Annotated in this window: 11 protein-coding genes and 2 pseudogenes; 4 read left to right on the top strand and 9 right to left on the bottom strand. The window is 70.7% G+C overall.

Going from position 1 to position 13,191, the window contains the following annotated elements:
• Positions 1-196: 196 nt before the first annotated feature.
• Positions 197-592, top strand: a complete 396-nt coding sequence (locus SALPAC6_RS0102105) for an RDD family protein (RefSeq protein WP_026189248.1) — start codon at positions 197-199, stop codon at positions 590-592.
• 72 nt (positions 593-664) lie between these two features.
• On the opposite strand, the gene SALPAC6_RS0102100 is transcribed toward SALPAC6_RS0102105, so the two are convergent.
• The 3 genes from SALPAC6_RS0102100 to lipA form a co-directional block, all read right to left on the bottom strand.
• Positions 665-1,354 (bottom strand): DUF4191 domain-containing protein, encoded by a 690-nt coding sequence (locus SALPAC6_RS0102100; protein ID WP_018251797.1) that lies wholly within the window; start codon positions 1,352-1,354, stop codon positions 665-667.
• 95 nt (positions 1,355-1,449) lie between these two features.
• Positions 1,450-3,060, bottom strand: coding sequence for a hypothetical protein (locus SALPAC6_RS0102095; RefSeq protein ID WP_018251796.1), 1,611 nt, complete (start codon positions 3,058-3,060; stop codon positions 1,450-1,452).
• 139 nt (positions 3,061-3,199) lie between these two features.
• Positions 3,200-4,249, bottom strand: coding sequence for a lipoyl synthase (lipA, locus tag SALPAC6_RS0102090; protein WP_018251795.1), 1,050 nt, complete (start codon positions 4,247-4,249; stop codon positions 3,200-3,202).
• 219 nt (positions 4,250-4,468) lie between these two features.
• Between lipA and SALPAC6_RS0102085 the strand changes: the two genes are divergently transcribed.
• Genes SALPAC6_RS0102085 through SALPAC6_RS0102075 form a run of 3 tightly spaced genes read left to right on the top strand, consistent with a single transcriptional unit; the run spans position 4,469 to position 6,746 of the window.
• Positions 4,469-4,858, top strand: coding sequence for a GntR family transcriptional regulator (locus SALPAC6_RS0102085; RefSeq protein ID WP_018251794.1), 390 nt, complete (start codon positions 4,469-4,471; stop codon positions 4,856-4,858).
• On the top strand, positions 4,855-5,742 hold the full coding sequence (locus SALPAC6_RS0102080) for an ABC transporter ATP-binding protein (RefSeq protein WP_018251793.1): 888 nt from the start codon (positions 4,855-4,857) through the stop codon (positions 5,740-5,742). Before SALPAC6_RS0102085 ends, SALPAC6_RS0102080 begins: the two co-directional genes overlap by 4 nt.
• Complete coding sequence (locus SALPAC6_RS0102075; RefSeq protein WP_018251792.1) at positions 5,739-6,746, top strand: ABC transporter permease subunit; 1,008 nt, start codon at positions 5,739-5,741, stop codon at positions 6,744-6,746. Before SALPAC6_RS0102080 ends, SALPAC6_RS0102075 begins: the two co-directional genes overlap by 4 nt.
• 43 nt (positions 6,747-6,789) lie before the next feature.
• Here the strand turns inward: SALPAC6_RS0102075 and lipB are convergent, their stop codons facing one another.
• The 6 genes and pseudogenes from lipB to SALPAC6_RS31125 form a co-directional block, all read right to left on the bottom strand.
• Complete coding sequence (gene lipB / locus SALPAC6_RS0102070; RefSeq protein ID WP_018251791.1) at positions 6,790-7,431, bottom strand: lipoyl(octanoyl) transferase LipB; 642 nt, start codon at positions 7,429-7,431, stop codon at positions 6,790-6,792.
• Between the two features lie 74 nt (positions 7,432-7,505).
• The gene (locus SALPAC6_RS0102065; protein WP_018251790.1) at positions 7,506-9,326 is read right to left on the bottom strand and encodes a hypothetical protein; all 1,821 of its coding nucleotides are present in this window, start codon (positions 9,324-9,326) and stop codon (positions 7,506-7,508) included.
• Positions 9,327-9,428: 102 nt separating this feature from the next.
• Positions 9,429-10,340: a TIGR01777 family oxidoreductase gene (locus tag SALPAC6_RS0102060; RefSeq protein ID WP_018251789.1), complete on the bottom strand. Its 912-nt coding sequence runs from the start codon at positions 10,338-10,340 to the stop codon at positions 9,429-9,431.
• A gap of 45 nt (positions 10,341-10,385) precedes the next feature.
• Positions 10,386-10,526, bottom strand: a pseudogene (locus tag SALPAC6_RS28790) (aldo/keto reductase); the annotation flags it as partial.
• A gap of 80 nt (positions 10,527-10,606) precedes the next feature.
• Positions 10,607-12,827: pseudogene (locus tag SALPAC6_RS25230) on the bottom strand (FUSC family protein).
• A 103-nt stretch (positions 12,828-12,930) separates the two neighbouring features.
• A complete protein-coding gene (locus SALPAC6_RS31125) occupies positions 12,931-13,059 on the bottom strand; it encodes a hypothetical protein (RefSeq protein ID WP_018251787.1) in 129 nt (42 codons plus the stop codon).
• Positions 13,060-13,191: the final 132 nt, after the last annotated feature.

The following is a 13,191-nucleotide window of genomic DNA, read 5'->3' as shown; positions in this document are numbered from 1 at the left end:
GGCCATGTCTTCAATGTTTCTGCCGTGTTACGTCCCCCGCGGAGGGCCCCATGAAGCCTTCGCTGACTGGAGCGATCGGTCCTGGTGCTTCCGGGAGGGCCAGTGTGCCAGTGTAGTGAAACTTGCGACGCTTGGTCCCTTTTTATGATGTAGGTCGGCGAGTAGCTGTCTGCGGCACTGGCTACCCTTGGGCGCTGTGACGACCTCGGCTGACCAGCCCGTACCGCCCCGCTCCAGCGTCTCCGCCAGTCCGGGCCTGGGCCCGCGCTTCGGCGCATTAGTGATCGACTGGGTGCTCTGCGTGCTGGTCGCCAGCATCTTCGCCGATCCGTTCCACGACGGGTGGGCCCCCGTGCTCGTGCTCATCGCCGAGTACGGCTTCTTCATCGGCCTCTTCGCCCAGACTCCTGGGATGTACCTCACCCGGATCCGCTGTGTCTCCTGGGCCAGTGGTGGTCGGATCGGGGTGCTCCGTGCGCTGCTCCGCGGTGGCCTGCTCGCGCTCGTGATACCTGCCCTGATCATGGATGCCGACCGTCGTGGCCTGCATGACCGAGCAGCGGGCTCGGTCATCGCACCCGTCGCCCGCTGACCCAGCTCGGGGGCCAGCGGACGATCCCTAACCGCGGCGGCTCAGCGGGCGATCCGCCGCGGTTACGGCAGGTCAGCGACCGCGGGCCTGGCGGAAGGCACCCTTCGGCGGACGCATGTTCTTCGGGATGGCGCCCTTGGGTAGCTGCGGCCGGGCGCTGAGCGCCTTCAGGCGCTTGTCCAGGGCGTTGACATCCCGGCCGCTGAGCTTGCGCGGCAACCGCATCAGCGTCATCCGCAGCTTGCGGACCGGCAGCTCACCCTCCTCCTGGCCGATCACATAGTCGTAGAGTGGCGCCGAGCCGATCACCTTGACCAACCGACGCTTCTCCTGGCCGAGCAGGCCGCGCACCCGCTGCGGGTTCCCCTCAGCCAGCAGGATCACTCCCGCACGGCCGATGACCAGGTGCACCATGTCCATCTGCGTGGTCGAGCTGACCGCCGGGGTGACCCGCCAGTCGCCGCGCATGTTCTCGATGATCTGCGCGGCCGCGCCTGGCTGTCCCTCGGCGGCGTTCATCATCGCCCGGTTGGAGCGCACATTGAGCACGATCAGCAGAGAGAGCAGCGCCAACAGGATGCCCAGTGGGATCCAGAGCCAGCCCCACACGAAGAACGCCACCACGGTCAGGGCGAGTGGAATGACCACCGCGGCGAAGGCCAGGGGCGCGAACCACCGGTCCTGCTTGGCGGTGAACCGAAACACCATCCCGATCTGCTTCAGCCGCTGGCCGAACGAGACCTTCTCCTGGGGCTTTGCCATGCTCCCGAGTCTAGTGGTCAACGAATCTCGCGCGGCCCGGGCGTACTGGTCCTGCTGGGCGGCAGTGCTCCCGGCGGTCTTGGGCAGGTCCGTCCCTACCGGTGGGGCAGGTAGAGACGCCAGCCGGGGATGTGGTGCAGCGTGAGGGGGGCGGTGCGCACCTGCTCGTCCAGGCGGGCAGCCAGCGGCGAACCGGCTGGTGCGACCCAGGTGGGGCTGGTGGCGGCGGCGACCGCCCGGCGGTAGGCCGGGTAGCGGTCGTGGCCCGGACTCAGGTCGTCATTCACGACGGCACAGACGATCTCCTCCGCGGTGGCGAAGGTGAGGCGGTTGCAGGTCCAGTAGCCGCCGTACACATGTCGCACGTCCAGCGCCCGCAGGGTCGCCACCAACTCGGCGTGCTGGGCCTGGTTGGCCCGGTAGGCGGGTACGGCGGCGATCGTTGCCCCGGTGCCGACGGCAGCGGTCCCCACCGTCCCGGCGAGTACCCCGATCGCGGCGGCGCGTGCCGGACCCGGTAGTCCTGGCGACCGTCGTCGGGCCGCGCGCCACACCGGCCAGAGCAGCACCGGTACCGAGATAAGCAGGCAGGACAGATATCGGGAGCTCTCCACCGGGGTGCGTCCGGCGGCGCTGCTGGCCGCGTAGCTGGCCAGCGTGGCCACCGCCGCCGCGACCAGGGCGAGGGAGAGGGCCGCCGCGATCGCGTCCGCGAGCGGGCGGCTGCCGTTCGGGGTGGATGCGCACTGCCGGTACCCCCGGAGCTGCCGCCACGCGATCACGGCGGCGGCGAGCAAAAGGAGCGGCAGGGCGACGGACCACCAGAGCTGCCAGCGCGCACAGGCACTGGGGGAGCAGAAGCCCATGCCCAGCGCCGGGCCGAGTACCAGCCCCCCGAACAGTCGCTCCGCCCAGCTGGTCGACTGCCCGGCGCCACTGGCGGCGAGCACCGCGGTCAACGGGCTGCGTCCCGTGACCAGGCTGTCCAGCAGCAGCGGCGCCGCCCCGCACAGTGCGCCGACGCCGAGTAGCGCGCCGGCCCGTCCCGTGAGCTCCCGCCACCGGAACGCCACCAGCACCACCCCGGTGCCGACCACGTACGGCAGGACCAGTGGATCCACCCAGACCATCAGCCCGGCGAGGAACCCCCATCCGGCCCAGCGGGCCGGTCGGCGGCCGGGCCGGCCCGCTGCCAGGTCGTACGCGAGCAGCGCGAGCGCCACCCCGACAGCATTCATCTCCGGGTACCCGCCACCGGCGATCAGCTGGTTCTTCACGATTCGGTCGGACCCGAACGCGAGTAGCACGGTGACCAGTAGCGCGTACCAGCGGTCCCCGGTGAGGCGGAGCGTGAGTCGCCAGGCCAGCAGGGCGAAGACGGCGTACAGAGCCAGGGTGGGCAGACGTAACGCCAGCGTCGACGGGCCGATGAGCGCGACCAGCGGTGCCGCCAGGTACGCCTCCAGCGTCCCCATGTACGCCTGGCCGTAGAACCAGATCGGAAACTCCTGCCCCTGCCCGATGTGCAGGGCGGCGAGCCCCATCGTCGCCTCGTCGCTGTTTGTGGGGGGCGTGTCGGTCAGCAGCAGGAGGAGGCGGTAGCCCACGCCGACGACGAGGGCCGTGCCGGCGAGCGCGGTGGGCAGCCGGGGCCGGTGGGCGGCCCGCGACGTGACCCGGCTTCGCTCGCCGGCATCAATGGCCATGAGCGGATCATGGCATTTGTCCGACTTTGGGTGATGTGTTGCAGGTTGGCGTCACTCAATAGGGTGACGTTGGCCGAGTGCCGCCGCAGAAGCCGAACCGCGGTACGGGCCGAGGTGCTCGGCCCACCCGGGGTGCCGCTCAGCTGACGACGTTGACCGGGGCGTCGCCGCGGGCCGCGAGTGCCTGTCGGTAGAGTCGGCCGGCACGATACGACGAGCGGACCAGCGGCCCGCTCATCACGCCGGCGTAGCCGATCTCCTCGGCCTCCTCCCGGAGCTCGACGAACTCCTCCGGCTTGACCCAGCGTTCGACGGGGTGGTGGCGGGGGGAGGGGCGCAGATACTGCGTGATGGTGATCAGCTCGCAACCCGCCTCGTGTAGGTCCCGGAGGGCCTGGGAGATCTCGGCGCGCTCTTCGCCCATGCCGAGGATCAGGTTGCTCTTGGTGACCAGGCCGGCGGCGCGGGCCTGTCGGATCACGTCCAGCGACCGCTCGTAGCGGAACGCCGGCCGGATTCGCTTGAAGATCCGCGGCACGGTCTCGACGTTGTGCCCGAGCACCTCCGGCCGAGCTCCGAAGACCTCGGCGAGCTGCTCGGGGACGGCGTTGAAGTCGGGGATCAACAGCTCGACCCCGCAGCCCGGCTGGAGGGCGTGAATCTGCCGGACGGTCTCCGCGTAGAGCCAGGCGCCGCCGTCGGGCAGGTCGTCGCGCGCGACTCCGGTGATGGTCGCGTAGCGCAGCCCCATCGACACCACCGACTCGCCGACGCGGCGGGGCTCGTCGGCGTCGAACTCGGCCGGCTTGCCGGTGTCGATCTGGCAGAAGTCGCAGCGGCGGGTGCACTGGTCGCCGCCGATGAGGAAGGTGGCCTCCCGGTCCTCCCAACACTCGTAGATGTTCGGGCAGCCGGCCTCCTGGCAGACGGTGTGCAACCCCTCCCGCGTGACGAGCCCGCGTAGTTGGGTGTACTCCGGCCCCATCTTGGCCTTGACCTTGATCCACGGTGGCTTCCGCTCGATCGGCGTCTCGGCGTTGCGCGCCTCGATCCGCAGGAGGCGCCGCCCCTCGGGAGCGGGCGTCGCGGTACGCGCTGCCTGACCGGCCGTCGGCGCAGAGTGCTCGATCGTCACGAAGTCGAGCCTACGCCCGTCGCCCACCGTCGATGCGTGTTGGGCGACGGGCATCACGCCGCTGCAGCGGTGACGCCGGACACCGTGCCGCCCCGATGCCCCACCGCCGTGGCGCCGTGCCGCCACGGTGCTGCGGGGAGTTCCCCGCGGAGCGGTGGAACCTGACCGACAGCACCACTTACCCGTGCCGTACCCAGCGCTCGGTTTGGCGATCTTGACGCGTGGCCAGAATGAGTTATTCTGCTAGAGAACTAGTAGAACGGGGGTGGACGGATGATCGATTTCTACTTGAACGCAAAGTCGGGGGTCGCGCCGTACATGCAGCTCATCCAGCAGGTGCGGCACGCGCTTCGGCTCGGCGTGCTCCATGAGGGCGACCGACTGCCCACTGTCCGGGAGGTGGTGGCCCGGCTCGCGATCAACCCGAACACGGTTTCGAAGGCGTACCGCGAGCTGGAGTACGAAGGTCTGGTCACGGCCCGGCAGGGGCGGGGCACCTTCATCGCGAAGACGCTCGACGGCCCGGCGGTCGCGGCACAGGAGCTGCTGCGGCAGAAGCTGGAACAGTGGCTGGTCGAGGCCCGCGAGGCGGGCCTCGACGACGAAGGCGTCGAGGCGCTGTTCCTGAACACGTTCCGCGCGTTCGCGGAGGCGAGGGCATGACCAGCGTGCTTCGGTCGGAGAACCTGACCAAACGGTACGGTCGCCGCACCGCGCTCTCCGGTTGCACGCTCGACGTGCCGGTGGGCCAGGTCGTCGGCCTGGTCGGCCCGAACGGCGCGGGTAAGTCGACCCTGCTGCAACTGGCCTGCGGACTGCTCGAACCGACCGCCGGAATGATCGAGGTGCTCGGCGAGCGCCCGGCCAGTGGCTCGGCTCGGGTCGGCTTCGTCGCCCAGGACGCCCCGGTCTACGCCGGACTGACTGTCGCCGAGCACCTACGGCTGGGCGCCCGCCTGAACCCGTCCTGGGACAGCGCGATAGCCGAGCAGCGAATCGCCCAGGCCGGGCTCGATCCGAGTCAGAAGGCCGGCAAGCTCTCCGGCGGCCAGCGAGCCAATCTGGCGCTGACCGTAGCCGTCGCCAAACGGCCCGAACTGCTGCTGCTCGACGAGCCGGTGGCGGCGCTCGACCCGCTCGCCCGCCGCCTGTTCCTGCAGGCACTGATGGAACTGGTGGCGGAGCAGGAGATGACCGTCATCATGTCCTCGCATCTGGTCTCCGACCTACAACGAATCTGTGACCACCTGATCGTGCTGGTCGGCTCCCAGGTGCGGCTGGCCGGCGACGTCGACGACCTGCTCGCCAGCCACCATCGCCTGATCGGCCCCCGGCGTGAGTCCGTTGACGTCGCATCGTACGGCTGGACTCTCATCGAGGACCGGCACACCGCCGCGCAGTCGACCCTGGTGGTACGCAGCACCGCCCCGATCGACGACCCGTCGTGGCAGGCCGACCAGCTCGATCTGGAGGACATCCTGCTCGCCTACCTGAGTGAGTCGGCCCCGGCGGCCGCGCCGGAACGAGTGCTGGAGGCACAGCGATGACCTGGTTGGCCTGGCGGCAGTTCCGGACTCAGGCCATCGTCGGCGCAGCCTGCCTGGCCGTGCTGTTCGGTGCTCTCCTTTTCACCTGGTGGCAGGTCCGCGGTCTGGCGGTGAGCACCGGATACACCGGCTGCACCGGCAACGACTGCCAGAACGCGGCAGACTCCTTCCTGGACGAGATAGAGCAGAGCCTGGCCGGCCGAGTCCAGCTCGCCGGCGTCGGCGCGTCCTTCGGGCTGCCCGCCCTGGTCGGCGTGTTCTGGGGCGCCCCGATGGTGGCACGGGAACTCGAAACCGGAACGTACCGGATCGCCTGGAGCCAAACCGTCTCCCGACGCCGCTGGCTACTCGTCAAGCTGTCGGTCGGTGGTCTGGCAGCCGTACTCGTCGCGGGTGCGCTCAGCCTCGCCCTGACCAGCTGGGCGCAACCCATCGACGACGCCCACGCCACCCTGGCCCACGCCAATCTGATCACCCCGTTGGTCTTTTCCACCCGCGGCGTGGTCCCGATCGGCTACGCCACCCTCGCCTTCGCGATCGGGGTGACCGCCGGACTGATGCTGCGCAAGACCCTGGCCGCGACGGCGGTGACCCTGGCACTCGTCGTGGCGACACAAATCGGCGCCGTCGAACTACGCCCGCTGATCGCCGACCCCGTGCATCGCGTCACCGCGCTGACCGCCGAGCGTGCCAACATGGTCGCGAGAATGAACGACGTGGTGACCAGGGTCGAGGGCTGGCCGAGCGAAACTGATTCGTGGGAGCTGTCGAACACCATCGTGACCACGCCCGGCGGACCGGAGTATCGCGGGCCGACCGACCAGGAAAAGTGCACACCGGATTGCCGGGAGTGGCTGGGCGCACAGGGGCTGCTGCAGGAGGAGCGTTACGTGCCGGCAAGGCGGTTCTGGCTGGTGCAGTGGCGGGAACTCGGGGTGTTGCTCACCCTGACCGCCGCCCTGTCGCTCATCTCGCTCTGGTGGATCCGGCGTCGGCCAGCCTGAGCGACCCGGTGTGCGGCCCACCCAGCGGGCCGGTGCGGTCGGCTCAGGGTTCGATGAGGGTGGGTAGGTGCCGCTCGACCACCGGAAGGGTGTCCGCCACAGTCACCCGTCGGCCCAACTCGGCGGCGAGCGAGGTCACCCCGGCGTCGCTGATGCCGCACGGCACGATCCGGTCGTAGTACGTCAGGTCGCAGTCACAGTTCAGCGAGAAGCCGTGCAGGGTGACGCCGCGGGCGACGCGGATCCCGATGGCGGCGACCTTGCGCGCGGGCCCGCGGTCGTCCGCCGGCACCCATACTCCGCTGCGTCCCTCGATCCGGCCGGCCACCAGCCCGAACTCGGCACAGACATCGATCAACATCTGCTCAACCCGGCGCACGTACGCGACCACGTCGACGGGGTTGGGTAGGCGCAGGATCGGATACCCGACGAGCTGACCCGGACCATGCCAGGTGATCTTGCCGCCCCGGTCAACGTCGATGACCGGCGTACCGTCCATCGGCCGGTCCCACGGCTCGGTGCGTTTGCCCGCGGTGTAGACGCTGGGGTGCTCCACCAGCAGCACGGCGTCGCCACGTTCGTCGGTAACCACCGACTCGTGCAGCCGGCGCTGCTCCTCCCACGCGGCCTCGTAGCCGAGAGTGCCGGCGCGGACAACGGTCAGATCCGGGGTAGTCGTGCTCACGGGCCCAGCCTAGTCTCGTACCCGCCAGTCGCCCCGGCTCGTGATCCGACTCACCGGTACGCCCGTCCCGCGGCTCAGCCGGGCGAGACCCGCCAGACCCAGACGTCCTCGACCCGCTCCGGCTCACCGAACAGCTCGGTGGCGGTCTGCCGGAGCGCCTCCTCATCGACGGCCCACTTCGCCCCGTGTACCTGGTCCGGGAGCACCAAAGTCTCGATCTGCCAGTGCCGCAGGTCGGCTTGGACATCTTCCCGGGTGCCCTCGGTGACGATCGGCACCACATCCAAGCGGGCGGCCTCGTCGAGGATGGCGCTCAGCGGCCGGGGCACCGGACCGATCCGGCCGCGCCCGTCCGGACCGCCCGGGCCGAGGAAGAACCCGGACGGGATTCGGAACTCGCCCTGCCGGTCCGCGAGAACGTGCGCCTGCCACCGTTGCCCGTCCGGGTACACGTCCACGGTCAGCGGTATCGGCGTGAGGACCCCGCCCGGTGAGACGTAGTCCCGCCAGATGCCGGAGGTGAAGAAGCGCGGGATCGGCTCCCGCTCGATGGTGATCAGCGGGGTCGGAGTCAGCGGTACCAGCGCCACGGCGAACGCCGCCAGCCAGGCGAGCCGGGCCGGCCGGGACCGTGGTGGTTCGGCCCGGAGCGCATCCACCGTGTACGCGAGCAGCACCCCGATCACCGGCGCCACGACCAGCGCCAACCGGGCGGGCAGCGCGGCGTTCACCACCGGTAGGTGAGCCAACAGGTCGAAGGGCATCGGCAGGTCGAGGCGGCGGCCGTCAAACGTGGCCTGCGGCCCGAACGACAGCACGGTGAAGACCACGGCCACCGCCCCGAGTGCCCAGAGCGTGGCCCGCTGGGGCGCCTGCTGGACGCGCCGCCACAGCAGCACGAAGGAGGCGATGGCGAGCAGCAGCAGCGGTATCCCGAAGAACGAGTTCTCCTCGGTGGGGTTCGGGGCGAGGCCGGTCCGGAGCCCGGCCTCGCCGGCGATCGAGCGCCGAGGGTACGCGCCGTACGCGGCGATGTCCTCGGAGTGGATCACCGGGTCGAAGCCGGTGCCGTCGAAGCGTTGCGGGCCGGCGAAGTGCAGCCACAGTGGGTACGCCAGCAGCACCCCCGCCACCAGCGCGGTCACCGCGAGCCCGCCGAGGAAGCCCGGCAACACCGCGCGTGCTTCGGCGCGGCTGGCCGGGTGCAGCGCCCAGACGGCGACGAAGAGGCCGAGGGCGATCGCGGTGAAGAAGAGCCCTTCGGCGGCGATGGAGAACGCCACCGCGACCAGCACACCGAGCAGGACACCGTCGCGGATCCGGTGCCCGCTACGACGTAGTGCGAAGACGCGCCAGATCAGCAGCGGCACCAACCAACCGGCGGTCCAGTTCAGGTGGGCGTTGGCGTGCGAGACCATGCCGGGGGAGAAGCCGATGAAGAGCCCGCCCAGCCCGGCGGCGAGCGGACTGCGGGCGAACTGGCGGTTGAGTAGCCAGTACCAGGCGATCGCGGTGGCGGCGAGGTTGAGCGTGAGGATCACCAGGAAGGTGGCCGGCGGCCCGATCAGGTAGGTCAGCGGCGCGAAGAGCGCCGCGTACACGGTGATCGACGTGTTGACCGCTAGGTTGACCCCATCGGGCACGTTGATCATGTAGGTGAAGAGCGGGTTCTGCCCGTGGGTGAGAGCATGCCCACCGAAGGCCAGTAACCACTCGAACAGCGCCTGGTCGCTGGAGTTGACCATGATCGTGCGACCGTTCGGGTCCCGCCAGAGCCCACTGGTCACCCAGACCGCGAGGGCGAGCGCCACGAGCGCCACGATCAGATCTGCCCGGCGGTGGCGAACGGGCGTGGGTGGGGTCGGCGGGGACACCACGGACGGCGAGGTCGGCACGCAGCGGACGTTACCAACCGGACCTGGACACGCCGGTCAGACCTGCGGGGAAGAGCTCGCCAGGGCAGATCTTTGTCGTCGTGCCCCGCACCGGCTCGCCGTTCATCGGTCCGGCTCCGCCGCGAGCGCGGCGTGTAGGGCGCTGGTCAGACCCGGGTGGCGGTAGGTGAGTCCCGCCCGGGTCAGCGCCCCTGGCAGGACCCGTGCGCTGGTCAGTGCCTCCTGCGCGAAGCCGCCGAGAGCCACCTTCAGCGCCAGCGCCGGGATCGGGATGATCGCCGGCCGGTGTAGCTGCCGGGCCAGTTCCCGGGTGAACTCGGCGTTGGTCACGGGTGCTGGCCCGACCGCGTTGACCGGGCCGGTGAGGTCGGCCCGCCCGATGGCGAGGGCGGCAGCGTCCAGCCAGTCCACCAGCGCGATCCAGGGCAGCCACTGCCGGCCGCTGCCCAACCGTCCCGCGATGCCGAGCCGGAACGGTAGCACCATCGGCTTGAGTAGGCCGCCGTCGCGATGCAGCGGCAATCCGGTCCGCAGCCGGACCACGCGCACCCCGGCGTCCTCGGCCGGCCGGGTCGCGGCCTCCCACACCCGGCAGACATCGGCCAGGAAGCCCTCGCCGGCCGCCGCCTCCTCGTCAACGGTCCGGTCGCCGGTGTTGCCGTACCACCCCACCGCCGACGAGTTGACCAGTACTTCCGGGCGGTCGGCGGCCGGCAGCCCGGCGATCGTGATCGCCAGCGTGGTGGTGGTGTCCACCCGACTGGAGCGGATGACCCGCCGGTACTCGTCGTTCCACCGGCGGTCACCGACCCCCGCGCCGGCCAGGTTGACCACGGCGTCGGCCTCCGCCACCACCGCCGGGTCGAGCTGCGCCGCGGTCGGACTCCACTGTCGTTCGTCGGCGCTCTGCGGCGGCCGGCGGACCAACCGGGTCACGTGATGCCCGTCCGCAGCGAGTCGGTCGGCCAGCCGGGTGCCGAGGAAGCCGGACGCGCCGGCCATCAGAATCCGCATGCACATATTCTCGGATACTGGTGACCAATAGATGCGTGGAGTTGGTCACCTGACCGGTTCGGCTGGGATCTGCCGAAGATCCGCCAGCAGGCGCTCGACCTCGGCGTACGCGTCCGCCGGGAGCGGACCACGGGCGAGCGTGTCGATGTTCTCCGCTGCCTGGGCGACGGTGCGGCAGCCGGGGAGGAGCGGATGCGCCTGCTCCAACGTCAGTACGACCGCCTACAGGCCAAGATCCGCCTTTACGGCCAACACACGCGTCCGCGTTATCCGGGCGACGGGTTCGACGGTCCGAACGAACTGCCCCCCGCCTCTTGCCGTGCCGGGATCCGGTTGAGGGATCGGCCGAGATCGGCGAGCCAGTGGTCGACCTCGATCAGGTGCAGGACGTCGGCCCCTCGGTCGCCGTCCTGAATGACCTCGTGGACCTGTTCGACGACACCCATCGTTGGTGGCGCGACGGGAGTCGCATCGTGCAGGTGGCCCCTGCGCCAGGCGGCTGGCCAGGCCGGTGTAGTCGGAGCGTAGCCGTTCGGCTCGGCGTGCGAGCTGGTCTACGGGCCCGGGCCAGCGGGGCGCCAGCGTGCCGACCCGGTCGCCGGTGCCGAATCGCTCCGCGCCGCGTACGATGCGATGCCCCGCGGCCAGGGCCGCCTCCCAGTCCACGTCGATGGGTCGCGGATGGTTTCGCTCCAGGTGGTATTGGCAGAACGACGCGTCGGTGAGGATCTGCGCCCGGTGCGCGGCCGCAAGCGTCTGCTCGCCACCCGTCGCACCACGATGGGAGGGGGCTCGGCCGGATGCGTGGTCTCGTCCCGCCAGCCTCATGACAGTCTCCTCGATCGCGTGAGCGCCCGCGCCGAGGTAGACCGACGTGTACCGGCGGAGTTCGCCACCGCCGCCCTTGGGCCACATGAGGATTCCGGCGCCGACGCCGATCGCCGCGCCGGTCAGGACGTCCAGCAGGCGGATCCCGGCCAGCTCCCAGCCGGCCGGGGTGAGCTGGGCGAAGGCGGTGATCAGCAGTAGCGTGAGAAGAGCCTGCCCCCAGGCGAGTCCGAGTAGCGGACCCACCCCCAGGGCCAGCAGCATCGTCAGTGGCAGGAGCACCGCGTACGTCTCCTGCTGGGGAGCGGCCAGCAACAACAGGGCCCCGGCGGCGGCGCCGACGAGGGTGCCGGCCAGGGCCCGGCGGAACGTGGCCCACGTGTCCGCCGCGGAGGTTCGCAGGAGCGTCAGGATGGCCAGGAGCACCCAGAAGCCGTGCTCCAGATTCAGCACCCCGGCGATCAGCCGGGCGGCGGCCAGGGCGACGGCGAGTCGAAGGGCGCGTTGGAAGAAGACCGAGCGTGGGGTGAGATGGATCCGCAGCCGTTGCCAGTACAGCGACGGGGCGCTTCGTCGTTGGTACCAGAAGCTGTGTGGTCCGGCCGGTTGGTGGGTGGTGTCACGGTGGCCTTCCGCAATCCGCACGGCGGTCGCGACGAAGTCCGTGTGCCGCGCCAGCGACCGGGCGATCGCGGCCACGCGTAGCTGGCCGGTGGTGGCGGATCGCCCGGCGGTCGGCTGTTGGTGCTCCATGGTCACCACCGTGTCGCGGGACGCCGGCTCCGTGCCCAACAGGGCGTCGCCCGAGCGGCCCAGGGACGCGGCGCAGCGCCGCAGGGATGTCGCCACATCCCCGTCGGTGGTCGTCGCGGCGCTCCGCCGGAGCCACTCGGCGAGCCGTACCGTCTGGTGCAGATCGGTGGCCGCGTCGCGCAGCGCGTGGTCCTGCCGGCTCGCCGACGTTGCCCGCTCGGTCGGCGGCAGCCGCCACATCTGGGTCTGCGTGACGGTGTCGGCCGCGTTGACCTGGCGTCGCCGGGCCTCCGCAGCGGCGGCGGGCTGCCCCGCCAACATGTCCGCGAGCGCGGCGACGAACGAGGCGGTGCTCCGCGCGGCCCAGCCCAGGCGCTGCGCGGGGGTGGCCGGTGCGGGCCCGGGCCAGAGCGTCACCTCGGCTACCGCGACCAGAACGACGGCGAGCGTCACTCCGGCCAGCCGCTCCGGCAGCGTGTCGGGCTGGTACGGGGGGAAGCTGGCCAGGATGTAGGAGAGTTGGAACGCGCTGGCAAGGCCGATCAGGCGAGGTCCACTGACCCCGGCGAAGGCGACGGCGAACCCGATCACGAGCATGCCGGTCGTGGCGGTCCAGGTGCTCGCGGCCAGCAGGGTCCCGGTGGCGACCAGGAGCCAGATGACCGGTAGCGCGGCGAGTAGCGTTCGGGCCCGCTGGGCCGGCCCGCCCGGCAACTGGGCGAACACGCCCGCGGCGAGCGTGCCGAACAGCGCGTATGCCGCCATGAGGGGGCTGCCCAGGCCGTACCGGCAGCCGTAGAAGAGCAGGCAGGCGATGAGGGTCAACCGCGTCGCACGTCGGGTGGCGCAATAGTCCGGATCCCGCTGCTGGAGCCAGTCCCGGGCACGACGGCGTCGCGACCACACCTGCGTAGGGTATCGAACCAACTACTCGCGACGTACCTCGTTGGCGAGGTTTCGACGGGGTGCTCCACCGCCATTCGTGCCGTTCGCCGGTGGGCTGGTCCCCCTAACGCAGGCTTCGGTGCCAGCCGAGGAACCGATCGAAGAGCTGGCCCGCGTCCGGCGTCTCCTGCGGGTTGAGCGCGTGCAGTTGCTCGGTGGCCTCGTACAGTAGCCCACCGAGATAGATGATCAACGCAACCCGATCGTGGGCCTACTCCCGCAGCAGCGTCAACGTGCGGAGCCGCACGGCCACGGTGCGGCGCATCGTCGGCACAGCCAGAGCGGCCGCAGCGGCGTGTGCGGACGTTCCGTCACCAGTGCCCAC

This window comes from Salinispora mooreana, from assembly GCF_000379065.1.
In the GTDB taxonomy this organism is placed as follows: Bacteria; Actinomycetota; Actinomycetes; order Mycobacteriales; family Micromonosporaceae; genus Micromonospora; species Micromonospora mooreana.
This window is presented reverse-complemented; position numbering and strand designations above follow the sequence as displayed.